At 70.4% G+C, this 24,133-nt stretch carries 19 protein-coding genes; 18 read left to right on the forward strand and 1 reads right to left on the reverse strand.

The features are described 5' to 3' along the window. Positions 1–2 precede the first annotated feature (2 nt). The 14 genes from ACIF83_RS21120 to ACIF83_RS21185 all read left to right on the forward strand — a co-directional run bounded on the left by ACIF83_RS21120 (position 3) and on the right by ACIF83_RS21185 (position 16,206). Positions 3–1,967: a penicillin-binding transpeptidase domain-containing protein gene (locus ACIF83_RS21120; protein ID WP_393466398.1), complete on the forward strand. Its 1,965-nt coding sequence runs from the start codon at positions 3–5 to the stop codon at positions 1,965–1,967. 44 nt (positions 1,968–2,011) lie between these two features. After that, positions 2,012–3,667 carry a UDP-N-acetylmuramoyl-L-alanyl-D-glutamate--2,6-diaminopimelate ligase gene (locus ACIF83_RS21125; protein ID WP_399728925.1) on the forward strand — a complete coding sequence of 552 codons (1,656 nt, stop codon included), beginning with the start codon at positions 2,012–2,014 and terminating at the stop codon, positions 3,665–3,667. 4 nt (positions 3,668–3,671) lie between these two features. Further along, positions 3,672–5,078, forward strand: coding sequence for a UDP-N-acetylmuramoyl-tripeptide--D-alanyl-D-alanine ligase (murF, locus tag ACIF83_RS21130; protein ID WP_398138515.1), 1,407 nt, complete (start codon positions 3,672–3,674; stop codon positions 5,076–5,078). Beyond that, the gene (mraY, locus tag ACIF83_RS21135; protein WP_393466407.1) at positions 5,075–6,148 is read left to right on the forward strand and encodes a phospho-N-acetylmuramoyl-pentapeptide-transferase; all 1,074 of its coding nucleotides are present in this window, start codon (positions 5,075–5,077) and stop codon (positions 6,146–6,148) included. The genes murF and mraY overlap by 4 nt, the downstream gene beginning before the upstream one ends. Then, positions 6,130–7,578, forward strand: a complete 1,449-nt coding sequence (murD, locus tag ACIF83_RS21140; RefSeq protein ID WP_399728930.1) for a UDP-N-acetylmuramoyl-L-alanine--D-glutamate ligase — start codon at positions 6,130–6,132, stop codon at positions 7,576–7,578. Before mraY ends, murD begins: the two co-directional genes overlap by 19 nt. A gap of 97 nt (positions 7,579–7,675) precedes the next feature. Then, the gene (ftsW, locus tag ACIF83_RS21145; RefSeq protein WP_399728933.1) at positions 7,676–9,037 is read left to right on the forward strand and encodes a putative lipid II flippase FtsW; all 1,362 of its coding nucleotides are present in this window, start codon (positions 7,676–7,678) and stop codon (positions 9,035–9,037) included. A 6-nt stretch (positions 9,038–9,043) separates the two neighbouring features. Further along, on the forward strand, positions 9,044–10,132 hold the full coding sequence (murG, locus tag ACIF83_RS21150; protein ID WP_145875226.1) for an undecaprenyldiphospho-muramoylpentapeptide beta-N-acetylglucosaminyltransferase: 1,089 nt from the start codon (positions 9,044–9,046) through the stop codon (positions 10,130–10,132). 26 nt (positions 10,133–10,158) lie between these two features. Then, entirely contained in the window at positions 10,159–10,953 is a 795-nt protein-coding gene (locus ACIF83_RS21155; RefSeq protein ID WP_393466415.1) for a cell division protein FtsQ/DivIB, read from the forward strand. A gap of 278 nt (positions 10,954–11,231) precedes the next feature. Further along, positions 11,232–12,434, forward strand: coding sequence for a cell division protein FtsZ (gene ftsZ, locus ACIF83_RS21160; protein WP_393466417.1), 1,203 nt, complete (start codon positions 11,232–11,234; stop codon positions 12,432–12,434). Beyond that, positions 12,431–13,162 carry a peptidoglycan editing factor PgeF gene (gene pgeF / locus ACIF83_RS21165; protein ID WP_393466419.1) on the forward strand — a complete coding sequence of 244 codons (732 nt, stop codon included), beginning with the start codon at positions 12,431–12,433 and terminating at the stop codon, positions 13,160–13,162. The genes ftsZ and pgeF overlap by 4 nt, the downstream gene beginning before the upstream one ends. A 6-nt stretch (positions 13,163–13,168) precedes the next feature. Beyond that, the gene (locus ACIF83_RS21170; protein ID WP_399728938.1) at positions 13,169–13,888 is read left to right on the forward strand and encodes a YggS family pyridoxal phosphate-dependent enzyme; all 720 of its coding nucleotides are present in this window, start codon (positions 13,169–13,171) and stop codon (positions 13,886–13,888) included. A 128-nt stretch (positions 13,889–14,016) separates the two neighbouring features. Then, positions 14,017–14,658, forward strand: a complete 642-nt coding sequence (locus ACIF83_RS21175; RefSeq protein WP_023551436.1) for a cell division protein SepF — start codon at positions 14,017–14,019, stop codon at positions 14,656–14,658. A gap of 50 nt (positions 14,659–14,708) precedes the next feature. After that, positions 14,709–14,996 carry a YggT family protein gene (locus ACIF83_RS21180; protein WP_094220204.1) on the forward strand — a complete coding sequence of 96 codons (288 nt, stop codon included), beginning with the start codon at positions 14,709–14,711 and terminating at the stop codon, positions 14,994–14,996. Positions 14,997–15,051: 55 nt separating this feature from the next. After that, on the forward strand, positions 15,052–16,206 hold the full coding sequence (locus ACIF83_RS21185) for a DivIVA domain-containing protein (RefSeq protein WP_399728941.1): 1,155 nt from the start codon (positions 15,052–15,054) through the stop codon (positions 16,204–16,206). Between the two features lie 239 nt (positions 16,207–16,445). Here the strand turns inward: ACIF83_RS21185 and ileS are convergent, their stop codons facing one another. Then, on the reverse strand, positions 16,446–19,589 hold the full coding sequence (ileS, locus tag ACIF83_RS21190; RefSeq protein WP_393466429.1) for an isoleucine--tRNA ligase: 3,144 nt from the start codon (positions 19,587–19,589) through the stop codon (positions 16,446–16,448). A gap of 602 nt (positions 19,590–20,191) precedes the next feature. Here ileS and ACIF83_RS21195 point away from each other — a divergent pair. The 4 genes from ACIF83_RS21195 to ACIF83_RS21210 all read left to right on the forward strand — a co-directional run bounded on the left by ACIF83_RS21195 (position 20,192) and on the right by ACIF83_RS21210 (position 24,054). Continuing rightward, entirely contained in the window at positions 20,192–21,901 is a 1,710-nt protein-coding gene (locus ACIF83_RS21195) for a TraR/DksA C4-type zinc finger protein (RefSeq protein WP_399728945.1), read from the forward strand. Positions 21,902–21,968: 67 nt separating this feature from the next. Beyond that, entirely contained in the window at positions 21,969–22,571 is a 603-nt protein-coding gene (gene lspA / locus ACIF83_RS21200) for a signal peptidase II (RefSeq protein ID WP_393466435.1), read from the forward strand. 74 nt (positions 22,572–22,645) lie between these two features. Next, positions 22,646–23,590 carry an RluA family pseudouridine synthase gene (locus ACIF83_RS21205; protein WP_393466438.1) on the forward strand — a complete coding sequence of 315 codons (945 nt, stop codon included), beginning with the start codon at positions 22,646–22,648 and terminating at the stop codon, positions 23,588–23,590. Then, complete coding sequence (locus tag ACIF83_RS21210; protein ID WP_393466441.1) at positions 23,587–24,054, forward strand: GNAT family N-acetyltransferase; 468 nt, start codon at positions 23,587–23,589, stop codon at positions 24,052–24,054. The genes ACIF83_RS21205 and ACIF83_RS21210 overlap by 4 nt, the downstream gene beginning before the upstream one ends. Positions 24,055–24,133: the final 79 nt, after the last annotated feature.

The raw sequence follows: 24,133 nt of genomic DNA on the forward strand, positions 1-24,133 counted from the left end.
GAATGTCCGACAGGGAACCGTCGCGGCGCCGCGTGCCCGGCCCCGCGAAGCCGCCCCGGCCGCGGGGCGCCGTACGGCGGCAGCCCGGGCCCGGTGCCCGACCGGCCCGCCGGCCGAGCGGGGCCCGGCCCATGCCCCCGCCCGCCCTCCGGCTCGGCAGCCCCCGCCCCCGGCTGCGCATGGTCGGCCTCGCGCTCACCCTGGTGCTGCTCGCCTTTGTCGTACGGCTGCTCCAGGTCCAGGCCGTCGACGCCAGCGCGTACGCCGCCAAGGCCGAACTGAACCGGTACGTCGTGCACACCCTGGCCGCCGAGCGCGGCCAGATCACCGACCGCAACGGCGTGGCCCTCGCCATCAGCGAGGACGCGTACGACATCACGGCCGACCCGACGATGTTCACGGTCAAGCAGCTCAAGATCGACGACGGGCCCGAACAGGCCGCCGCGCTGCTCGCGCCGATCCTCGGCCAGGACCAGGCCACGATCGTCAAGAAGCTCAGGCCCGCGAACAAGCTGTCGCGCTACACCCGGCTCGCCACCCGGCAGACACCGCAGGTCTGGAAGCAGATCAAGGACCTGAAGAGCGCGCTCGCCCAGAAGGCCAGGACCGACAACAACTCGGCCAACGTGCTCGCCGGCGTCTTCGCCGATCCCAGCAGCCAGCGCGTGTACCCCAACGGCGAGCTCGCCGCCGGGATACTGGGCTGGGTCAACGCCGAGGGCCAGGGCGGCGGCGGCATCGAGCAGGAGCTGAACAAGCAGCTGTCCGGCAAGGCCGGCAAGATCCGCTACGCCCAGTCCGGCGGCCGCGAGGTGCCCACCGCGGGCTCGACGGAGACGCCCGCCGTGCCCGGCAGCGACGTCGAGCTCACCATCGACCGCGACATCCAGTGGGCCGCCCAGAACGCCATCACCGAGCAGGTCAAGAAGTCCAAGGCGGACCGCGGCTACGTCATCGTCCAGGACACCCGCACCGGCCAGATCCTGGCCATGGCCAACTCGCCCGGCTTCGACCCGAACGACCTGTCGAAGGCCGACGGGGCGGCCATGGGCAACGCGGCCGTCCAGGACGCCTACGAGCCCGGCTCCACCGCCAAGGTGATGTCGATGGCGGCGGTGCTGGAGCAGAACGCGGCCACCCCGCTCACCCATGTCGTCGTACCGAACCGGCTGCACCGCGGCGACCGCCTCTTCCAGGACGACATCGACCACGTCACCTGGTACCTCACGCTCAACGGCGTGCTCGCCAGGTCCAGCAACATCGGCACCATCCTCGCCACCGGCCAGCTCGGCAAGACCCAGCCGGAGGCCAACAAGGTCCTCTACTCGTACCTGCGCAAGTTCGGCATCGGCGGTCCCACCGGGCTCGGCTTCCCCGGCGAGACCAGGGGCATCCTCGCGCCCGCCGGCAAGTGGTCGACGTCGCAGCAGTACACGATTCCTTTCGGCCAGGGCTTCTCCCTGAGCGCCATGCAGGCCGCCTCCGTGTACTCGACGATCGCCAACGGCGGTGTCCGTGTCGAGCCGACCCTGGTGCGCGGCACCGAGGGCGCCGACGGCCGCTTCACCCCCGCCGCGCAGCCCAGGAAAACGCGAGTGGTCAGCGAGAAGACGGCCAGGACGCTCGCCCAGATGCTGGAGTCCGTGGTGGACGACGAGCACGGCACCGGTGCCAAGGCCCGCATTCCCGGCTACCGGGTCGCGGGCAAGACGGGTACGGCCAACCGCGTGGATCCGGCCACCGGCCGTTACCGCGGCTACACCTCGTCGTTCGCCGGATTCGCACCCGCGGACAACCCGCGCATCACCGTCTACTGCGCGATCCAGAACGCCACGTCCGGCAACTACTTCGGCGGCCAGATCTGCGGACCCATCTACAAGCAGGTGATGGAGTTCGCCCTGAAGACCCTCCAGGTCCCGCCGACCGGGGCGAAGCCGGCGAACCTGCCCGTCGACTACAAGCCCTGATCAGCCCCACCCCGCACCACCGGAACACCACCAGGAACGAGCCCGTGAGAACGATCACCCCCGATTCCGGGAACCAAGGCGCCGCAGAGCCCTCACTTCGCTCCGGAGCGGGTGCGCCCGGTACGCTCACCGCCGTGCCACACGCTGATCAGTCCCAAATCACCCAGAAGGGCGCTTCCGTGACATATCCGGGACCGCCGCGACCGGTTCAGGTCTCCGCCACACCCCTCGCGGAACTGGCCGATCAGCTGGGTGCCGTCGCTCCGGACAGCGCAGCCGAGGTCACGGGGATCACCCATGACTCGCGCGCCGTCCGCCCCGGCGACGTGTACGCCGCCCTTCCGGGCGCCCGCCTGCACGGCGCCGACTTCGTGACCCAGGCCGCCGGCCTCGGCGCGGTCGCCGTGCTGACCGACCCGACGGGCGCCGAGCGCGCGGCGGCGACCGGACTGCCGGTCCTGGTCGTGGACGATCCGCGCGGGCGGATGGGCGAACTCGCGGCGACGATCTACGGCCACCCCGGTCGCGACCTGCTCCAGATCGGCATCACCGGCACCTCCGGCAAGACCACCACCGCCTACCTGGTCGAGGGCGGTCTGAAGACCACCCGCGACACCGGACTCATCGGCACCGTCGAGATGCGCATCGGCGAGGAGCGCATCAAGTCCGAGCGCACCACCCCCGAAGCCACCGACCTGCAGGCCCTGTTCGCCGTCATGCGCGAACGCGGCGTCGAGGCGGTCGCCATGGAGGTCTCCAGCCACGCCCTGGTCCTCGGCCGGGTCGACGGCTGCGTCTTCGACATCGCCGTGTTCAACAACCTCAGCCCGGAACACATGGAGTTCCACTCCGACATGGAGGACTACTTCCGGGCCAAAGCGCAGCTGTTCACGCCGAAACGCAGCAAACTCGGTGTGATCAACGCGGACGACGAGTACGGCCGCCGACTCGCCGACGAGGCGACCGTCCCGGTCGTCACCTTCTCCGCCGAGGGCCACCCCGACGCCGACTGGCGCGCCCAGGACGTCCAGGTCGGCCCCATGGACTCGACGTTCACCGTCGTCGGCCCCCAGGGCGAGCGCGTCCACGCCAAGTCGCCGCTGCCGGGCCCCTTCAACGTGGCGAACACCCTCGCTGCCATCGTTGCCCTCGCCGTGGCCGGCCTCGACCCGCAGGTCGCCGCCGACGGCGTCGCCGCCGTACCGGGCGTCCCCGGCCGCCTGGAGCGGGTGGACGCGGGGCAGCCCTACCTCGCGGTCGTCGACTACGCGCACAAGACCGACGCCGTCGAGTCGGTGCTCAAGGCGCTGCGCAAGGTCACCAAGGGCCGGCTGCACGTCGTTCTCGGCTGCGGCGGCGACCGCGACCAGACCAAGCGCGCCCCGATGGGCGCCGCCGCGGCCCGGCTCGCCGACACGGCCGTACTGACCTCCGACAACCCCCGCTCCGAGGACCCGCTCGCGATCCTCGCGACCATGCTCCAAGGCGCGGCCTCCGTGCCCGCGCACGAGCGCGGCGACGTGCTCCTGTTCGAGGACCGGGCCGCCGCGATCGAGGCCGCCGTGGGCCGCGCGCAGCCCGGCGACACCGTGCTGGTCGCGGGCAAGGGCCACGAGCAGGGCCAGGACATCGCCGGCGTGGTCCGTCCCTTCGACGACCGCCAGGTGCTTCGCGCAGCTATCCAGAAGACCCAGGGATGAACTTGTGATCGCCCTCTCCCTCGCCGAGATCGCAGCAGTCGTCGGCGGGCAGACCCACGACATACCGGATCCGTCCGTCCAGGTCACCGGACCGGTCGTCCGGGACTCCCGCGAGGTGGTGCCCGGCACCCTGTTCGCCGCGTTCGTCGGCGAGCGCGTGGACGGCCACGACTTCGCGCAGGCCGTCGTGGAGGCGGGCGCGGTCGCCGTACTGGCGTCGCGCCCCGTCGGCGTGCCCGCGATCGTCGTCGACGACGTCCAGACCGCCCTCGGCGCCCTGGCCCGCCATGTCGTACGACGGCTCGGCGCGACCCTCGTCGCCCTGACCGGCTCGGCCGGCAAGACCAGCACCAAGGACCTCATCGCCCAGGTGCTCCAGAGCAAGGCGCCGACCGTGTTCACGCCCGGCTCGCTCAACAACGAGATCGGGCTGCCGCTGACCGCCCTGTCCGCCACCGAGGACACCAGGTTCCTCGTCCTGGAGATGGGCGCGCGCGGCATCGGCCACATCCGCTACCTCACCGACCTCACTCCGCCGAAGGTCGGCCTGGTGCTCAACGTCGGCACCGCCCACATCGGCGAGTTCGGCGGCCGTGAGCAGATCGCGCAGGCCAAGGGCGAGCTGGTGGAGGCGCTACCCGAGGACGGAGCCGCGATCCTCAACGCCGACGACCCGTTGGTACGTGCCATGGCCTCCCGTACCAAGGCGAAGGTGGTCCTTTTCGGAGAGTCGGCCGAAGCGGACGTACGCGCCGAGAACGTGCGACTCACGGACAGCGGACAGCCCGCCTTCAGGCTTCACACACCCTCCGGTGCAAGCGATGTGACCATGCGCCTGTACGGTGAGCACCACGTGTCGAACGCGCTCGCCGCGGCCGCCGTCGCCCATGAGCTGGGCCTGTCCGCGGAAGAGATCGCCACCGCGCTCTCCGAGGCGGGCTCCCTCTCCCGCTGGCGGATGGAGGTCACCGAGCGCCCGGACGGCGTGACCATCGTCAACGACGCCTACAACGCCAACCCCGAGTCCATGCGGGCAGCCCTCAGGGCGCTCGCGGCCATGGGCAAGGGGCGCCGCACGTGGGCGGTGCTCGGCAAGATGGCCGAGCTGGGGGACGAGGCGCTCGCCGAGCACGACGCCGTCGGACGGCTCGCCGTCCGGCTCAACGTCAGCAAGCTCGTCGCGGTCGGGGGGATTGAGGCCTCCTGGCTGCAACTGGGCGCATATAACGAGGGTTCGTGGGGTGAGGAGTCGGTGCACGTGTCCGACGCACAGGCGGCGGTCGACCTGTTGCGCAGCGAGTTGCGCCCAGGGGACGTCGTACTCGTGAAGGCGTCCCGTTCGGTGGGGCTCGAAAGCGTCGCCCAGGCGCTCGTCGAGACCGGTGCCGAGGGTGAGGTTGCCGCCCGATGATGAAGCAGATCCTGTTCTCGGGAGTCATCGGCCTCTTCCTGACCCTGATCGGGACCCCGCTGCTGATCAAGCTGCTGGCCCGCAAGGGGTACGGCCAGTACATCCGTGACGACGGCCCGCGTGAGCACGCCAGCAAGCGCGGTACGCCCACCATGGGTGGTATCGCCTTCATCCTGGCGACCATCGCCGCGTACTTCCTGAGCAAGCTCATCACCGGCTACCCGCCCACCTACTCCGGCCTGCTGGTGCTCGGCCTGATGTTCGGCATGGGTCTGGTCGGCTTCCTGGACGACTACATCAAGATCGTCAAGCGGCGTTCGCTGGGTCTGCGGGCCAAGGCCAAGATGGCGGGCCAGCTGATCGTCGGCATCGGCTTCGCGGTGCTGTCGCTGATGTTCGCCGACGCCCGGGGCAACACCCCGGCCTCCACCAAGCTGTCGTTCATCACGGACTTCGGCTGGTCCATCGGCCCGGTGCTGTTCGTCGTCTGGGCGCTGTTCATGATCCTGGCGATGTCGAACGGCGTGAACCTCACCGACGGTCTGGACGGCCTCGCCACCGGCGCCTCCGTCCTCGTCTTCGGCGCCTACACGTTCATCGGTGTCTGGCAGTTCCAGGAGTCCTGCGCCAACGCGGGCACCCTGACCAACCCGGCCGCCTGCTACGAGGTGCGCGACCCGCTGGACCTCGCCGTGGTCGCCTCCGCCCTGATGGGTGCCTGCCTGGGCTTCCTGTGGTGGAACACTTCGCCGGCGAAGATCTTCATGGGCGACACCGGTTCGCTCGCCCTCGGTGGTGTCCTGACGGGCCTGGCCATCCTCTCCCGCACGGAGCTGCTGGTGGCCATCATGGGTGGCCTGTTCGTCCTCATCACCATGTCGGTCGTCATCCAGGTCGGCTCCTTCCGGCTCACCGGCAAGCGCGTCTTCCGGATGGCGCCACTCCAGCACCACTTCGAACTCAAGGGCTGGTCCGAAGTCCTGGTGGTGGTCCGCTTCTGGATCATCCAGGGAATCTGTGTGATTGTCGGACTTGGCCTCTTCTATGCGGGATGGGCAGCGGACAAGTGACCTCCTCGGTGCCTTCTGAGCCTTCTGACTTCCAGGGCAAGCACATCACCGTCGCCGGGCTCGGCGTCTCCGGCGTCCCGGCGGCGAAAGTGCTGCACGCGCGCGGGGCGCTCGTCACCGTCGTCAACGACGGCGACGACGCACGCGCGCGTGAGCAGGCCGCGGAGCTGGAGGCGCTCGGCATCACCGTGCGCCTCGGCGACGGGGCGACCCTGCCCGAGGGCACCGAGCTGATCGTCACCGCGCCAGGCTGGAAGCCGGACAAGCCGCTGTTCCTCGCGGCCGAACAGGCGGGCGTGCCCGTCTGGGGCGACGTGGAGCTGGCCTGGCGCCTGCGGGGCCCCGACGCGGCCCCCTGGCTGGCCGTGACCGGCACCAACGGCAAGACCACCACCGTCCAGATGCTGGCGTCGATCCTGAAGGCCGCGGGCCTGCGCACGGCCGCGGTCGGCAACATCGGCGTCTCCCTGCTGGACGCGGTCCTCGGCGAGGAGCGGTACGACGTCCTGGCCGTCGAGCTGTCCAGCTACCAGCTCCACTGGGCGCCCTCCCTGCGCGCCCATTCCGCGGTCGTCCTGAACCTCGCTCCGGACCACCTCGACTGGCACGGCTCCATGGAGGCCTACGCCGCCGACAAGGGCCGCATCTACGAAGGCAATCGGGTCGCCTGCGTCTACAACGTGGCCGACAAGCTCACCGAGGACCTGGTGCGCGAGGCGGACGTGGAGGAGGGCTGCCGCGCCGTCGGCTTCACCCTCGGCACCCCGGGCCCCTCCCAACTCGGCGTCGTGGACGGCATCCTGATCGACCGCGCCTTCGTGGAGAACCGCCACAAGAACGCGCAGGAGCTGGCCGAGGTCTCCGACGTCAACCCGCCGGCCCCGCACAACATCGCCAACGCCCTTGCCGCCGCGGGCCTCGCGCGCGCCTTCGGAGTGCCCGCCAAGGCCGTACGCGACGGCCTCAGGGCCTTCCGGCCGGACGCCCACCGCATCGCACACGTCGCCGACATCGACGGGGTGGCCTACGTGGACGACTCCAAGGCGACCAACACCCATGCCGCGGAAGCCTCGTTGGCGGCATATGAGCCGATCGTATGGATTGCGGGTGGTCTGGCGAAGGGTGCGACCTTCGACGAGCTGGTCGCCAGGTCGGCAAAGCGGCTTCGCGGTGCCGTTCTGATCGGCGCCGATCGTGCCCTGATCCGCGAGGCCCTCGCGCGACACGCCCCGGAGGTACCCGTCGTCGACCTCGAACGGGCCGACACTGGGGCGATGCTCCAGGCGGTGACGGAGGCGAAGCGGCTCGCGCGGCCCGGCGACACGGTGCTGCTGGCCCCGGCCTGCGCCTCCATGGACATGTTCACCAACTACAACCAGCGCGGTGACGCGTTCGCGGAGGCCGTCCGCGAACTCGGCGCGGGCGCCTGACGGCGGGTCTCGGCCACCTGGGGTGCTTCGGGACCCTTGGAGGGACGCGTGAGGCGGATGTGGCTCGGGTTTGGTCGGTGGGTGCGAGGAGCTGGTGATGTCCAGTAGCCGTACAGGCCGTCCTCCGGTTCAGCGCGCCGCCAAAAGGCCCGCGGCGTCCCGGCCGTCGGGCGAGAACCCCCTCCTGCGGCTCTACATGCGCGCACGCAAGGCCTGGGACCGGCCGCTGACCGCCTACTACCTGATCCTCGGCGGCAGCCTGCTGATCACCGTGCTGGGCCTGGTGATGGTCTACTCGGCCTCCCAGATCACCGCGCTGCAGCTGTCGCTGCCGGGGTCGTACTTCTTCCGCAAGCAGTTCCTCGCCGCGCTCATCGGCAGTGCGCTGCTGTTCGCCGCGTCCCGTATGCCGGTGAAGCTGCACCGCGCACTCGCCTACCCGATCCTCGCCGGTGCCGTCTTCCTGATGGTCCTGGTGCAGGTGCCGGGGATAGGGATGGCGGTCAACGGCAACCAGAACTGGATCTCCCTCGGCGGCTCCTTCCAGATCCAGCCCAGCGAGTTCGGCAAGCTCGCCCTGGTGCTGTGGGGTGCGGACCTGATCGCCCGCAAGCAGGAGAGGAAGCTGCTGACCCAGTGGAAGCACATGCTGGTGCCGCTGGTGCCGGTCGCCTTCCTGCTGCTGGGCCTGATCATGCTCGGCGGCGACATGGGGACCGCGATCATTCTCACGGCGATCCTGTTCGGCCTGCTGTGGCTGGCGGGGGCACCGACCCGGCTGTTCGCCGGTGTCCTCTCGACCGCCGGTCTGATCGGTGTGGTCCTGATCAAGACCAGCCCCAACCGGATGGCCCGGCTCGCCTGCATCGGTGCCACCGAGCCGAAGTCCGGGGTCGCCGACTGCTGGCAGGCCGTGCACGGGATCTACGCCCTCGCCTCCGGCGGACTTTTCGGGTCCGGTCTCGGCGCGAGTGTGGAAAAATGGGGCCAACTACCTGAAGCCCACACCGACTTCATCTTCGCCGTCACAGGTGAGGAACTGGGCCTGGCGGGGACGCTGTCGGTGCTCGCCCTGTTCGCGGCTCTAGGCTATGCGGGAATCCGCGTGGCCGGATGCACGGAGGACCCCTTCGTGAGGTACGCCGCGGGAGGCGTGACCACCTGGATCGTCGCCCAGGCGGTGATCAACATCGGTGCGGTGCTCGGTCTGCTGCCGATCGCCGGCGTCCCCCTCCCGCTGTTCTCCTACGGAGGGTCCGCCCTGCTGCCGACCATGTTCGCCATCGGGCTGCTGATCGCCTTCGCACGCGACGAGCCCGCTGCGCGGGCGGCGCTTGCGATGCGGCAACCTCGCTTTGGTAGAAAGCGGGCTGGAGGCGCCAGGATGGATCGGGGGCCTCGGAGATGGAACACGATGCGACGGCGTGCCTCGGTGGCGCGTTCGTCCGGAGAGCGGTGAATTTCGGTGCATGTCGTACTCGCTGGTGGGGGGACCGCCGGCCACATCGAGCCCGCGCTCGCCCTCGCGGACGCCCTGCGCAGGCAGGATCCGACTGTGGGGATCACGGCCCTGGGCACGGAACGCGGACTTGAGACCCGACTCGTCCCGGAGCGCGGCTACGAGCTGGCGCTGATCCCCGCCGTGCCACTGCCCCGCAAGCCCACGCCCGAGCTGATCACCGTTCCGGGCCGGCTGCGCGGCACGATCAAGGCCGCCGAGCAGATCCTGGAGCGCACCAAGGCCGACTGCGTGGTCGGCTTCGGCGGCTACGTCGCCCTGCCCGGCTACCTGGCCGCCAAGCGCCTCGGTGTGCCCATCGTGATCCACGAGGCCAACGCGCGGCCCGGCCTGGCCAACAAGATCGGCTCGCGGTACGCGGCCCGGGTCGCCGTCTCCACGCCGGACAGCAAGCTGCGCGACGCCCGCTACATCGGCATCCCGCTGCGCCGCTCCATCGCGACCCTGGACCGCGCCGCCGCCCGCCCCGAGGCCCGCGCCCGGTTCGGCCTCGACCCGAACCTGCCCACGCTGCTCGTCTCCGGTGGTTCGCAGGGTGCCCGGCGCCTCAACGAGGTCGTCCAGCAGGTCGCTCCCTGGCTGCAGCAGGCCGGTATCCAGATCCTGCACGCGGTCGGCCCGAAGAACGAACTGCCGCAGGTGCAGCAGATGCCGGGAATGCCCCCCTACATCCCGGTAAGTTACCTGGACCGGATGGACCTCGCGTACGCCGCGGCCGACCTGATGCTCTGCCGCGCGGGCGCGATGACCGTCGCCGAACTCTCCGCCGTCGGGCTCCCGGCCGCCTACGTCCCGCTGCCCATCGGCAACGGCGAACAGCGGCTGAACGCCCAGCCGGTGGTGAAGGCCGGCGGTGGACTCCTCGTCGACGACGCGGAGCTGACCCCCGAGTGGGTGCAGCAGAACGTCCTTCCCGTGCTCGCCGACCCGCACCGGCTGTACGAGATGTCGCGCGCGGCAAGCGAGTTCGGTCGCCGGGACGCCGACGAGCTGCTCGTCGGCATGGTGTACGAGGCGATCGCCTCGCGCCGATAGGACCGTATGACGAAGGGGCAGTGAGCGTGGCCGGACCGACGACCGCCGAGCGCGGTGAACGCCAGCAGGAGTCGTCCGGCCCGCCGCTCGCGCGGCGGTTGAGGAAACCCCGCCTTCGTACGATCGTCATTCTGGCGGTCGCCCTGGTGCTCCTCGGGGCGGGTTCCACTTGGGTGTTGTACGGCTCGTCGTGGCTGCGTGTGCAGCACGTCTCGGTCTCGGGCACCCGTGTCCTGGCCCCCGCCGACGTGCGCGAGGCCGCCTCCGTGCCGGTCGGGGACCCGCTGATTTCCGTGGACACGGACGCCATCGCGGCCAGACTTCGCCGGAAATTGCCCCGAATTGACACCGTTGATGTCGTCCGTTCCTGGCCCCATGGAATCGGCCTGAAAGTGGTCGAGCGCACTCCGGTGCTGCTTGTCCGAAAAGCCGGGAACTTCGTCGAAATCGACGATGAAGGTGTCCGTTTCGCCACGGTTTCACAGGCGCCGGAAGGCGTTCCGGTGCTGGAATTGGCCGCATCCCGCAAGGGTTCCGGTTCCGCCAGTTTCCGGCGTTTCGGCACCGACCGGCTGGTGCGCGAGGCGGTCCAGGTCGCCGGCGACCTGTCGGCCGCGGTCGCTCGGGACACCCGGACCGTCCAAGTCCGCTCCTACGACGACATCTCGCTGGAGTTGGGCGACGGTCGCACGGTGGCATGGGGTAGCGGCGAGAGCGGCCGCGCCAAGGCGCGGGCCCTCACGGCTCTCATGAAAGCAGCTCCCGGCGCGCGGCACTTCGACGTCAGCGTCCCCACCGCCCCTGCGTCATCGGGGAGTTGACGCACATCAGCGCAGGCCAGCACCCTGGTTGGGCACTGCTACGGCTGATCACATAGGGTGAAAAGAAAAACGGGAGGTTCGGCGTGTTCGTTGAACGGGCGCCACTTGTCGACTTAGTGTCCTGTTCAGAAGACTCCAGGGAACAGACACACTGGTAACCCTAAACTTCAGGGTTAGGGTTCGGGTCGGCGTTCGGACCGTCCCATTCGGCATCAGTCGTCCCGGTGCGGGGAACCGCCCGGTGGCGACAACGTAATTCGAGGCGAGAGGCCTTCGACGTGGCAGCACCGCAGAACTACCTCGCAGTCATCAAGGTCATCGGTGTCGGCGGCGGTGGTGTCAATGCCATCAACCGGATGATCGAGGTCGGTCTCAAGGGCGTCGAGTTCATCGCCATCAACACCGACGCACAGGCGCTGTTGATGAGCGACGCCGACGTCAAGCTCGACGTCGGCCGCGAACTCACCCGCGGACTCGGCGCCGGAGCCAACCCGGCCGTCGGCCGCAAGGCCGCCGAGGACCACCGTGAGGAGATCGAGGAGGTCCTCAAGGGGGCCGACATGGTCTTCGTGACGGCCGGTGAAGGCGGCGGCACCGGCACCGGCGGCGCGCCCGTCGTGGCCAACATCGCGCGCTCGCTGGGCGCCCTCACCATCGGCGTGGTCACGCGCCCGTTCACCTTCGAGGGACGGCGCCGCGCGAACCAGGCCGAGGACGGCATCGCCGAGCTGCGCGAAGAGGTCGACACCCTCATCGTCATCCCGAACGACCGGCTGCTGTCCATCTCGGACCGCCAGGTCTCGGTCCTGGACGCCTTCAAGTCCGCCGACCAGGTCCTGCTCTCCGGTGTTCAGGGCATCACCGACCTCATCACCACCCCCGGTCTGATCAACCTCGACTTCGCCGACGTGAAGTCGGTCATGTCCGAGGCCGGTTCGGCCCTGATGGGCATCGGCTCGGCCCGTGGCGACGACCGCGCGGTGGCCGCCGCCGAGATGGCGATCTCCTCGCCGCTCCTCGAGGCCTCCATCGACGGCGCCCGGGGCGTCCTGCTCTCCATCTCCGGCGGTTCCGACCTCGGCCTGTTCGAGATCAACGAGGCCGCCCAGCTGGTCAGCGAGGCCGCCCACCCCGAGGCCAACATCATCTTCGGCGCGGTCATCGACGACGCCCTCGGCGACGAGGTACGGGTCACCGTGATCGCGGCCGGCTTCGACGGCGGCCAGCCGCCGGCCCGCCGGGACAACGTCCTCGGCTCGGCCTCCTCCTCGGCCCCGGCCCGCCGCGAGGAGCCCGCTCCGGTACGGCAGCCGGAGAGCCGCCCGTCCTTCGGGTCGCTGGGCAGCGTGACCCCGAAGGAGGAGCCGGAGCCGGCGCCCGAGCCGGTGGCCGACGTCCCGGCCGCCCCGCCGGTCCCGTCGTCGCGGAGCTACTCGGACAGCGCGGCCGAGGAACTGGACGTCCCGGACTTCCTGAAGTGATAGGACAGCGCGAGAGCGTGAGCGGCGCGCACTTCGCCTTCACCGACCGGTGGGGCGGGGTGAGCGCCGCTCCGTATGAGGAGCTCAACCTCGGCGGCGCGGTCGGGGACGATCCCGCGGCGGTACGGGAGAACCGGGAGCTGGCCGCGAAGGCGCTCGGGCTGGACGCCGGGCAGGTCGTCTGGATGAACCAGGTGCACGGCGCCGACGTGGCCGTCGTGGACGCGCCCTGGGGCACGGGGAAGCCGGTACCGGAGGTCGACGCGATCGTCACCGCCCGCCGGGGACTCGCCCTGGCCGTCCTCACCGCCGACTGCGTGCCGGTGCTGCTGGCCGACCCCGTCGCCGGGGTCGCGGCCGCGGCTCACGCCGGGCGGCCCGGCATGGTCAAGGGGATCGTTTCCGCTGCCGTACGGGCCATGGCCGAACTCGGCGCCGAGCCGGGCCGGATCGTCGCCCGCACCGGACCGGCCGTCTGCGGCCGGTGCTACGAGGTGCCGGAGCAGATGCGCGCCGAAGTGGCCGCCGTCGAGCCGACGGCGCACGCCGAGACGAGCTGGGGCACACCCGCGGTCGACGTGAGCGCCGGAGCGCACGCACAGCTCGACCGGCTCGGGGTGCGCGACCGGGCGCAGTCACCGGTGTGCACGCTGGAGTCGGGCGATCACTTCTCGTACCGCCGTGACCGCACCACCGGGCGGCTCGCGGGCTATGTCTGGCTGGACTGATGGGGCATGACGGACCGTAAGACCGAACTCGCCGCAAATCTGGCGAAAGTGGAGGAGCGCATCGCTGCCGCGTGCGCGGCAGCCGGGCGTGAGCGGGAAGAGGTGACCCTGATCGTGGTCACCAAGACCTACCCGGCGAGCGATGTGCGGATTCTGTCGGAACTCGGTGTGCGCCATGTCGCCGAGAACCGCGACCAGGACGCGGCACCGAAGGCCGCGGCTTGTGCGGATCTGCCCCTGAATTGGCATTTTGTCGGCCAGTTGCAGACCAACAAGGTGCGTTCCGTGGTCGGTTACGCCGACATCGTGCAGTCCGTCGACCGCGCGCGACTCGTCACCGCCCTGTCGAACGAGGCCGTGCGGGCGGAGCGTGAGGTGGGGTGTCTCATCCAGGTCGCGCTCGACGCCGGCGAGAGTCTGCGGGGCGAGCGCGGAGGCGTGGCGCCCGGCGGAATCGAAGAGTTGGCCGACTTCGTAGCCGGTTCGCCCGGACTGCGGCTCGACGGACTGATGACCGTCGCTCCGCTCACCGGGGAGTACGCGGGACGCGAACAGGCGGCATTCGAGCGGCTCATGGATTTGTCGACTGACCTGCGCCGCGCCCATCCGGCTGCAACCATGGTGTCGGCAGGGATGAGTGCGGACCTCGAACAGGCCGTGGCCGCCGGGGCGACACATGTGCGCGTCGGCACCGCGGTACTCGGAGTCCGCCCCAGGCTCGGGTAACGTCGCCAAGAAGTCGGACCACAGCAGAAAATATGGTCAATGCCTGTGAAGACGGGCACAACGACCTCGTGGATCGCGGGCACTTGGCAGTCGTCAGTCGATCCACCACAGAGCGGAGGACTCAGAGCATGGCCGGCGCGATGCGCAAGATGGCGGTCTACCTCGGCCTCGTGGAGGACGATGGGTACGACGGCCGCGGATTCGACCCCGACGACGACTTCGAGCCCGAACTGGACCCGGAGCCCGAGCGGGACCACCGACGGCATGAATCGTCACACCAGTCGCACAGTGCACACCAGTCCCAAAGGGACGAAGAGGTGCGAATCGTGCAACCGCCCGCACCGCGTGAACCGGTGGCCCGTTCGACTTCGCTCGCCGCGGAATCCGGACGTCCGGCGCGCATCGCGCCCGTGGCATCCATCACACAAGAACGTCAGTCCCTGGAGAAGAACGCACCGGTGATCATGCCCAAGGTTGTGTCGGAACGAGAGCCTTACCGGATCACCACGCTTCACCCGCGGACGTACAACGAGGCCCGTACCATCGGGGAACACTTCCGTGAGGGCACCCCGGTGATCATGAATCTGACTGAGATGGATGACACAGACGCGAAGCGACTTGTCGACTTTGCGGCCGGTTTGGTGTTTGGTCTTCACGGCAGCATCGAGCGGGTGACGCAGAAGGTGTTCCTGTTGTCTCCTGCTAACGTCGATGTCACGGCGGAGGACAAGGCCCGCATCGCAGAGGGCGGGTTCTTCAACCAGAGCTGAGACGCACCACCGGAAAGAAGCATGGAACAGGGGAGAGGGAAGTCCAGGCCATGAGCGTGTTCGCGCAGGTGATCTACATCGCGCTGATGGTGTTCCTCGTTGTGCTGATCTTCCGGCTGGTCATGGACTATGTCTTCCAGTTCGCCCGCTCGTGGCAACCCGGCAAGGCGATGGTGGTCGTCCTTGAGGCCACCTACACTGTCACCGATCCACCGCTGAAGCTTCTGCGGCGGTTCATCCCGCCGCTGCGTCTCGGGGGCGTGGCGCTCGACCTGTCCTTCTTCGTACTGATGATCATCGTCTACATCCTCATCTCCGTTGTGCAGAGCTTCTTGTGATGAGGGTGGACGATACGGTCTTGCCGACTGCCGATGACTACGTTGAGGTGAAGAGATGCCGTTGACCCCCGAGGACGTGCGGAACAAGCAGTTCACGACCGTCCGCCTCCGAGAAGGCTATGACGAGGACGAGGTCGATGCCTTCCTCGACGAGGTCGAAGCCGAACTGACCCGTCTGCTCCGCGAGAACGAGGACCTGCGCGCCAAGCTGGCCGCGGCCACGCGCGCTGCTGCCCAGAACCAGCAGAACATGCGCAAGCCTCCGGAGCCGCAGGACCAGCAGCCCGGCATGCCTCAGCAGGGTATGCGAGGACCCGGCGCTCCGGTGCCCGCCGGCATATCGGGCCCGCCGCAGCAGCAGATGGGTGGCCCCATGGGTGGTCCGCCCCAGCTGCCGAGCGGTGCCCCGCAGCTGCCCGCCGGTCCCGGCGGTCAGGGTGGCCCGCAGGGTCCCGGCCCGATGGGCCAGGGTCCGATGGGTCAGGGTCCGATGGGTCAGGGTCCGATGGGTCAGGGCCCCATGGGTGGTCAGCCGCCCATGCCGCAGCAGATGGGTGGCCCGATGGGCGGCCCCATGGGCGGTCCGATGGGCGGCCCCGGTCAGGGCCCCGGTGGCGACAGCGCCGCCCGTGTCCTCTCGCTGGCCCAGCAGACCGCCGACCAGGCGATCGCCGAGGCCCGCTCCGAGGCCAACAAGATCGTCGGTGAGGCCCGCAGCCGCGCCGAGGGTCTGGAGCGTGACGCCCGTGCCAAGGCGGATGCGCTGGAGCGGGACGCGCAGGAGAAGCACCGCGTCGCCATGGGCTCCCTGGAGTCCGCGCGCGCCACGCTGGAGCGCAAGGTCGAGGACCTGCGCGGCTTCGAGCGCGAGTACCGCACGCGTCTGAAGTCGTACCTGGAGTCGCAGCTGCGTCAGCTGGAGACGCAGGCCGACGACTCCCTGGCTCCGCCGCGCACCCCGGCCACCGCCTCGCTCCCGCCGTCCCCGGCGCCCTCCATGGCACCGGCCGGCGCGAGCGCCCCGTCCTACGGCGGCAACCAGGGGATGGGCGGCCCTCCGGCGCCGTCCGCCCCGTCCTACGGCGGCCAGCAGCAGATGACCCCCGCGATGACCCAGCCCATGGCTCCGGTCCGTCCGCAGGGTCCGTCCCCGATGGGCCAGGCACCCTCGCCGATGCGTGGGTTCCTGATCGACGAGGACGACAACTGACGGGCCGCGGCCACTAGTACGACAACGGCGTCGGCAGCGTTCAACAGGGCGGGGCCCCGGACTTCGGTCCGGGGCCCCGCCCTGTTTACGCGGGTTGCGAGGGGACGCATCTCAAGGGCACGGGGCTGCGTCGACATGCTGCTCCGCCGCGTGGGCGCACGGTTACGGCACCCACCGGACCCCATGACGAAGGGCCCGGCCTCCTTGCCGGAGACCGGGCCCTTTCAGACGATCAGCGTCTACGCCTTGCGCAGCCGGAACGTGAGAGACAGCCCCTCGTCGGTGAACGGCTCGCCGAAGCTGTCGTCCGCCTCACCCTGGCCGAAGTCGGTCGACAGGACCTCCTCGGCGATCAGTTCGCTGTGCTCGGTCAGGGCCGCGATGACCGCCGGGTCCGTGGAGGTCCAGCGCAGCGCGATCCGGTCGGCGACGTCCAGGCCGCTGTTCTTGCGGGCCTCCTGGATCAGCCTGATCGCGTCACGGGCCAGGCCCGCCTGCCGCAGCGCCTCGGTGATCTCCAGGTCCAGGGCTACCGTCGCGCCCGAGTCGGACGCCACCGACCAGCCCTCGCGCGGGGTCTCCGTGATGATCACCTCGTCCGGGGCGAGGGTGACCGTCTCCCCGTCGACCTCGACCGACGCCGTGCCCTCGCGCAGGGCCAGGGACAGCGCCGCCGCGTCCGCGTTCGCGATGGCCTTGGCCACGTCCTGGACGCGCTTGCCGAACCGCTTGCCCAGGGCGCGGAAGTTCGCCTTGGCGGTGGTGTCGACCAGCGAGCCGCCGACCTCGGACAGGGACGCCAGCGCGGAGACGTTCAGCTCCTCGGTGATCTGGACGTGCAGCTCGGGGTCCAGGTTCTCGAAGCCGGTGGCGGCGATCAGGGCCCGGGACAGCGGCTGGCGCGTCTTGACACCCGACTCCGCGCGCGTGGCACGGCCCAGCTCCACCAGCCGGCGGACCAGGACCATCTGCCTCGACAGGTCGGGGTTGATCGCGCCGAGGTCCGCCTCCGGCCAGGAGGCCAGGTGCACCGACTCCGGGGCGCCCGGAGTCACCGGCACGACCAGGTCCTGCCACACCCGCTCGGCGATGAACGGGGTGATCGGGGCCATCAGCTTCGTGACCGTCTCCAGCACCTCGTGCAGCGTGCGCAGCGCGGCCTTGTCGCCCTGCCAGAAGCGGCGGCGCGAGCGGCGGACGTACCAGTTGGACAGGTCGTCGACGAACGCGGAGAGCAGCTTGCCGGCGCGCTGGGTGTCGTAGGCCTCCAGCGCCTGGGTCACCTGGTCGGTGAGCGCGTGCAGCTCGGACAGCAGCCAGCGGTCCAGCACCGGGCGGTCGGCCGGGGCCGGGTCCGCGGCGGACGGCGCCCAGTTCGACGTACGCGCGTACAGCGCCTGGAAGGCCACCGTGTTCCAGTACGTGAGGAGCGTCTTGCGGACGACCTCCTGGATGGTGCCGTGGCCGACCCGGCGGGCCGCCCAGGGGGAACCGCCGGCCGCCATGAACCAGCGCACCGCGTCCGCGCCGTGCCGGTCCATGAGCGGGATCGGGTCCAGGGTGTTGCCCAGGTGCTTGGACATCTTGCGGCCGTCCTCGGCGAGGATGTGGCCGAGGCACACGACGTTCTCGTACGACGACTTGTCGAAGACGAGGGTGCCGACCGCCATGAGGGTGTAGAACCACCCGCGCGTCTGGTCGATCGCCTCGGAGATGAACTGGGCCGGGTACCGGCTCTCGAACAGCTCCTTGTTCTTGTGCGGGTATCCCCACTGCGCGAACGGCATCGAGCCCGAGTCGTACCAGGCGTCGATGACCTCGGGCACGCGCGTGGCGGTCTTGCCGCAGCCGTCGTGGCGGCACGCGAACGTGACGTCGTCGATGTACGGGCGGTGCGGGTCCAGGCCGGCCTGGTCGGTGCCGGTCAGCTCGGTCAGCTCCGCGCGGGAGCCGACGCAGGTGAGGTGGTCGTCCTCGCAGCGCCAGATCGGCAGCGGGGTGCCCCAGTAGCGGTTGCGGGACAGCGCCCAGTCGATGTTGTTGTTCAGCCAGTCGCCGAACCGGCCGTGCTTGACCGTCTCCGGGAACCAGTTGGTCTGCTCGTTCTCCTGGATCAGGCGGTCCTTGACCGCCGTGGTGCGGATGTACCAGGAGGGCTGCGCGTAGTAGAGCAGCGCGGTGTGGCAGCGCCAGCAGTGCGGGTAGCTGTGCTCGTACGGGATGTGCTTGAAGAGCAGACCACGCTGCTGGAGGTCCTCGGTGAGCTTCTCGTCCGCCTTCTTGAAGAAGACGCCGCCGACCAGCGGGACGTCCTCCTCGAAGGTGCCGTCGGGCCGGACCGGGTTCACCACCGGCAGGCCGTACGAGCGGCAGACCCTCAGGTCGTCCTCACCGAAGGCGGGGGACTGGTGGACCAGACCCGTACCGTCCTCGGTCGTGACGTACTCGGCGTTCACCACGTAGTGGGCCGGCTCCGGGAACTCCACGAGCTCGAACGGACGCTGATACGTCCAGCGCTCCATCTCGGCGCCCGTGAAGGACTGGCCGGTGGTCTCCCAGCCCTCGCCGAGCGCCTTGGCGACGAGCGGCTCGGCGACGACGAGCTTCTGCTCGCCGTCGGTCGCGACGACGTAGGTCACCTCGGGGTGCGCGGCGACCGCCGTGTTGGACACCAGGGTCCACGGGGTCGTCGTCCACACCAGGAGCGCGGCTTCGCCGGCGAGCGGTCCGGAGGTGAGCGGGAAACGGACGTACACGGACGGGTCCACGACCGTCTCGTAGCCCTGCGCCAGCTCGTGGTCGGACAGGCCGGTGCCGCAGCGCGGGCACCAGGGGGCGACGCGGTGGTCCTGCACCAGCAGGCCCTTGCCGAAGATCTCCTTCAGCGACCACCAGACGGACTCCACGTACTCGGGGTCCATGGTCCGGTAGGCGTCGTCCAGGTCGACCCAGTAGCCCATGCGGGTCGTCAGCTCGGTGAAGGCGTCGGTGTGCCGGGTCACCGACTCGCGGCACTTGGCGTTGAACTCGGCGATGCCGTACGCCTCGATGTCCTGCTTGCCGGAGAAGCCCAGCTCCTTCTCGACCGCCAGCTCCACCGGGAGGCCGTGGCAGTCCCAGCCGGCCTTGCGGGCCACGTGGTAGCCGCGCATGGTGCGGAAGCGGGGGAAGACGTCCTTGAAGACCCGCGCCTCGATGTGGTGGGCGCCGGGCATGCCGTTCGCGGTGGGCGGGCCCTCGTAGAACACCCATTCCGGGCGGCCCTCGGACTGCTCCAGGCTCTTGGCGAAGATCTTCTGGTCGCGCCAGAAGTCGAGCACGGCGTGCTCAAGCGCGGGCAGGTCGACCTGGGCGGGCACCTGGCGGTACGTCGGCGCTGTCATCTGCGAGCATCCTCCAACGGACTTGCTGCCTTCCGTCGGAGGGACGAGAGCCTTCATTCCTGCTACGCCGTGTGCGGCGCGCTCCCGCGGTACCACCCTCCTTGGCTCCCCGTCGCGCCGTACGCGCCGGTGAGCCCCCTCATTGGGGTCGCGAAGCCGGCTCTACTCGCCGTGGGTCCTCCACGGCTTTCTTCCGACGGCTCCGGGGTGATCTTCACGTCGCGCTCGCCCCCGGGCTCACACCGTCCCCGGGTCGCTCTGGGCTGCGTACGTCGCTACTCGTCCCCATCCACGCTTTTCGCTCCGCCCAGTGTACGGCGCCGCGCGGACAGCGGCCGACCGCTTTTCGGGGCACGCGCGGGACCCCGCCGGGGCGGCGGCGGGATGACCCGAATGGCGAGGGGTACGGGTGTGCACATCCGCGCGCGCCCGGCTCGGCGGATTACCCGGCGGGGAGCTGGGCACAACGGATGCAGGTCCGCTGCGCGGGGGGTGCGGGCGGGCGAATCGGGCGGTGTGCCCCGTTGCCGCGGGACTCAAGTCGATTTATCGTCCCAGCACGATTCGCGGGCAAGATCACAATATGTGAAGGGGTCGCGGCCATGGTGGCGAAGAAGACCGCCGTACAGCAGCCGGCGACCGGCCGCTCCCAGGGAGTGGGCCGCAAGAAGACCACGCGCGCGGGTGCCGCCTCGGCCGGCCGGGCGGGACCGGTGAAAACGGTCCGTTCCCGCGCCGACGGCACCACACGCTCCGACCGCCCCCCGGGCGGCACGGCAGCCGCCAGGACAGCGGGGAAGCCGCCCGGTGAGGAGCCGAGCGCTGCCGAGAAGCGGGCGGCCGCGACGGAGGAGGCCGGGCGGACGAGGGGCTCCACGGCGAAGAGGGGCTCTACGGCGGCGGCCGGCAAGGGCACGGCCGTCGAGGGCGCCGGGAAGAGCACGGCGGTCGAGAAGGCCGGGAAGAGCACTTCGGTCGGGAAGGCGGGGAAGAAGACGGCGACTGGCGAGGCGGGCACGAAGCCTGCCGCCGGGAAGGTGGGCGTCGGGAAGGTGGGCGCCGGGAAGGTGGGCGTCGGGAAGGCTGCGGCCGAGGCAGGGGCGGCCGAGGAGGCGGCGGCTGGGACGGCGGCGGCCGGGAGGACGGCGGGCAGGAAGGCCGTGGCCGGGGACGCGGTGGCCAAACAGGCTCCGGCTGGTAAGGCGGCTGCGAAGAGAGCGGGCTCCGGGAAGGCCGCGGCCGACGTGGGGGTGGTCGAGGAGGCCGCGGCCGAGAAGTCGGCGGTCGAGGAGTCGGCGGCCGAGGAGTCGGCGGTCGAGGAGACGGCGGCCGAGGAGTCGGCGGTCGAGGAGACGGCGCCGAGGAAGGCCGCGGCCAAGGAGGCGGTGGCCAAGAAGGCAGTGGCCAAGAAGGCAGTGGCGAAGGAGACGGTCGGCGAGGACTTGGCTGCGAACGCGATGGCCAAGAAGTCCGCGGCCAGGGAAACGGCGGCCAAGGGCACGGCCGTCGAGGAGCCGGCCGCGAAAGCGGGGGCCAAGAAGGCGACGGCCAAGAAGGCGACGGCCAAAGAGACGGGCGCCAAGGGGACGGCCGCCGGCAAGAAGGGGGCCGGGAAGGGCGCCCTCGCGGAGAAGGGGGGCGAGAAGGCGGTGGAGGTGGTCCCCGAGGTGGCGGCCGCCGAGGAAACGGTCGCCGGTGGAGTCGTGAAGGGGGCTGCCAAGAAGGCCGTCGGTAAGAAGGCGGTCGGCGAGGGCGTCTCCACGGGGGCGGCCGGGAAGAGCACGGCCAAGAAAGCGGGCGCGGCGCGGGCCGCGAAGCAGACGGGAGCCACGACGGTGGTTGCGAAGAAGACTCCTGGCACGGCCACGGCGGAGCAGAACGCCGTTCCCAAGGCGCGGGTCGCCGCGGCGGAGCCCGGCGAGCTGGCGGTGCGCCCGGGCGAGGACCCCTGGACCCCGGAAGAGGTCGCGGAGGCCCGTGCCGAGCTGCAGTCCGAGGCGGAGCGGCTGCGGACCGAGATCAGCTCCTCCGAGGCCTCCCTGGTGGGCCTGATGCGGGACTCCGGGGACGGTGCCGGTGACGACCAGGCCGACACCGGCACCAAGAACATCACGCGCGAGCACGAGATGGCGCTGGCCGCCAACGCGCGCGAGATGCTCATCCAGACCGAGCGTGCCCTGGAACGGCTCGACGCGGGCACCTACGGCCTGTGCGAGAACTGCGGAAACCCCATCGGCAAGGCCCGCATGCAGGCGTTCCCGAGGGCCACTCTGTGTGTGGAGTGCAAGCAGAAGCAGGAACGTCGCTCCTGAGCACGAGGGCCTGTCGGGACGTGCCGTACTCTCGTCCTCAGTCAGGCACCTAGGTTGAGGGACTCACGTGGCAGAGGCGGAGCGCATCATCGGTACGCCGGACACCCCGGACGACAGCGGCGAGCGGACGTCCGGCGTGCCCGGCGAGGGTGAGCAGGGGGCGGCGGCGCCGCAGCGGACCGGGCGCGGGCGCCGGATCGCGGTGCTGTTCGCGGTGGCCGCGTTCGCATACGCCCTCGACCTGATCAGCAAGATGATCGTGGTCGCGAAGCTGGAGCACCACGCTCCGATCGAGGTGATCGGGGACCTGCTGGAGCTGCACGCCATCCGCAACCCGGGCGCGGCCTTCGGCTTCGGTGCGGCCTTCACGATCATCTTCACGCTCATCGCGGCCGCCGTGATCGTGGTGATCATCCGCCTGGCCCGCAAGCTCTACAGCTTCCCCTGGGCGATCGCCCTCGGCCTGCTGCTCGGCGGCGCGCTCGGCAACCTCACCGACCGGATCTTCCGGGAGCCCGGGATCTTCCAGGGCGAGGTCGTGGACTTCATCGCGCCCAAGGGCTTCGCGGTGTTCAATCTGGCCGACTCGGCGATCGTGTGCGGCGGCATCCTGATCGTGCTGCTGTCCTTCCGCGGTCTGGACCCCGACGGCACCGTCCACAAGGACTGACGCCGACCGGCACCGCGGGTGCGTTGTCCACAGGCTCGTTCGGGGTCTTCGGAACCGTCCGGCATACTCGTCGGGTGAGCACGATTCCCGAGATCCGTACCCTGCCCGTGCCCGACGGCCTGGAGGGCGAGCGCGTCGACGCCGCCATCTCCCGCATGTTCGGCTTCTCCCGCACCAAGGCGGCGGAGCTGGCCGCGGCCGGCAAGGTCCAGGTCGACGGGACGGTGGTCGGCAAGTCGGAGCGGGTGAGCGGAGGCGCCTGGCTCGAGGTCGAGATGCCCCAGGCACCCGCGCCCGTGCAGGTGGTCGCCGAGCCGGTCGAGGGCATGGAGATCGTGCACGACGACGATGACGTGGTCGTGATCGTCAAGCCGGTCGGCGTGGCCGCGCACCCCTCGCCGGGCTGGAGCGGCCCGACCGTCATCGGCGGTCTCGCCGCCGCCGGGTACCGGATCTCCACCTCCGGCGCCGCCGAGCGCCAGGGCATCGTGCACCGCCTGGACGTCGGCACCTCCGGCCTGATGGTCGTCGCGAAGTCCGAGTACGCGTACACGTCGCTCAAGCGCCAGTTCAAGGAGCGCACGGTCGACAAGCGCTACCACACCCTCGTCCAGGGCCACCCGGACCCGACGAGCGGCACGATCGACGCCCCCATCGGCCGCCACCCGAACCACGACTACAAGTGGGCGGTCACGGCCGAGGGCAAGCCCTCCGTGACCCACTACGACCTCATCGAGGCCTTCCGCGCCGCCTCCCTGCTCGACGTGAAGCTGGAGACCGGCCGCACCCACCAGATCCGCGTCCACATGTCCGCCCACCGCCACCCCTGCGTCGGCGACCTGACCTACGGCGCCGACCCGACCCTCGCCAAACGGCTGCACCTGACCCGCCAGTGGCTGCACGCGGTGCGGCTGGGCTTCGAGCACCCCGGGGACGGGCAGTGGGTGGAGTTCGCCTGCGACTACCCGGAGGACCTGCAGAGCGCCCTCGACCAGGTCCGCGAGGAGACGTGGGCGTGAGCACGCCGTACACCGTCCGGATCGCCGAGGACCTCGCCGACCGCGAGGCCTGCTTCGCGGTGCGCAAGAGCGTCTTCGTCGTCGAGCAGGGTGTTCCGCAGGACATCGAGTACGACGCGTACGACGCCGTGGCCGTGCATGTGCTGGCGGTCCGCGAGGACGGCGTGCCGCTCGGCACCGGCCGCCTGCTGTACGGCGAGGAGGCCGCCGCGAAGACCGGTGGGGACGCCTCGGTGGGCTCCCTGGGGCGGCTCGCCGTCACCCGTGAGGCGCGCGGGCTGGGCGTCGGCGTGGCCCTGGTGCGGGCCATCGAGGAGGCGGCACGCGCGCGTGGCCTGGCCGCGGTGGACCTGCACGCGCAGACCCACGCCCTGGGCTTCTACGAGCGCCTCGGGTACGAGGCGTACGGCCCGGAGTACCCGGAGGCCGGGATCCCCCACCGGGCGATGCGGCGCGCCCTGTAGCCGAGGTGCCGTGACGGCCGGGGCGCGCAGTGCCGTGGCAGGCTGGACGCCTGCCGTGTGATCGTCGACTCCCGGAGCG

Origin of the sequence: Streptomyces sp. NPDC085866, assembly GCF_044541035.1 — a bacterium.
Lineage (GTDB): Bacteria > Actinomycetota > Actinomycetes > Streptomycetales > Streptomycetaceae > Streptomyces.

What these genes read in the sequence shown, in the direction of transcription:
- ftsW (WP_399728933.1), top strand. Translation starts at nt 7,676, where the DNA reads ATGTCCAGTAGCCGTACAGGCCGTCCTCCGGTTCAGCGCGCCGCCAAA.
- mraY (WP_393466407.1), top strand. Translation starts at nt 5,075, where the DNA reads ATGATGAAGCAGATCCTGTTCTCGGGAGTCATCGGCCTCTTCCTGACC.
- murD (WP_399728930.1), top strand. Translation starts at nt 6,130, where the DNA reads ATGGGCAGCGGACAAGTGACCTCCTCGGTGCCTTCTGAGCCTTCTGAC.
- ACIF83_RS21180 (WP_094220204.1), top strand. Translation starts at nt 14,709, where the DNA reads ATGAGCGTGTTCGCGCAGGTGATCTACATCGCGCTGATGGTGTTCCTC.
- ACIF83_RS21175 (WP_023551436.1), top strand. Translation starts at nt 14,017, where the DNA reads ATGGCCGGCGCGATGCGCAAGATGGCGGTCTACCTCGGCCTCGTGGAG.
- ileS (WP_393466429.1), bottom strand. Translation starts at nt 19,589, where the DNA reads ATGACAGCGCCGACGTACCGCCAGGTGCCCGCCCAGGTCGACCTGCCC.
- ACIF83_RS21170 (WP_399728938.1), top strand. Translation starts at nt 13,169, where the DNA reads ATGACGGACCGTAAGACCGAACTCGCCGCAAATCTGGCGAAAGTGGAG.
- ACIF83_RS21195 (WP_399728945.1), top strand. Translation starts at nt 20,192, where the DNA reads ATGGTGGCGAAGAAGACCGCCGTACAGCAGCCGGCGACCGGCCGCTCC.
- ACIF83_RS21185 (WP_399728941.1), top strand. Translation starts at nt 15,052, where the DNA reads ATGCCGTTGACCCCCGAGGACGTGCGGAACAAGCAGTTCACGACCGTC.
- ACIF83_RS21120 (WP_393466398.1), top strand. Translation starts at nt 3, where the DNA reads ATGTCCGACAGGGAACCGTCGCGGCGCCGCGTGCCCGGCCCCGCGAAG.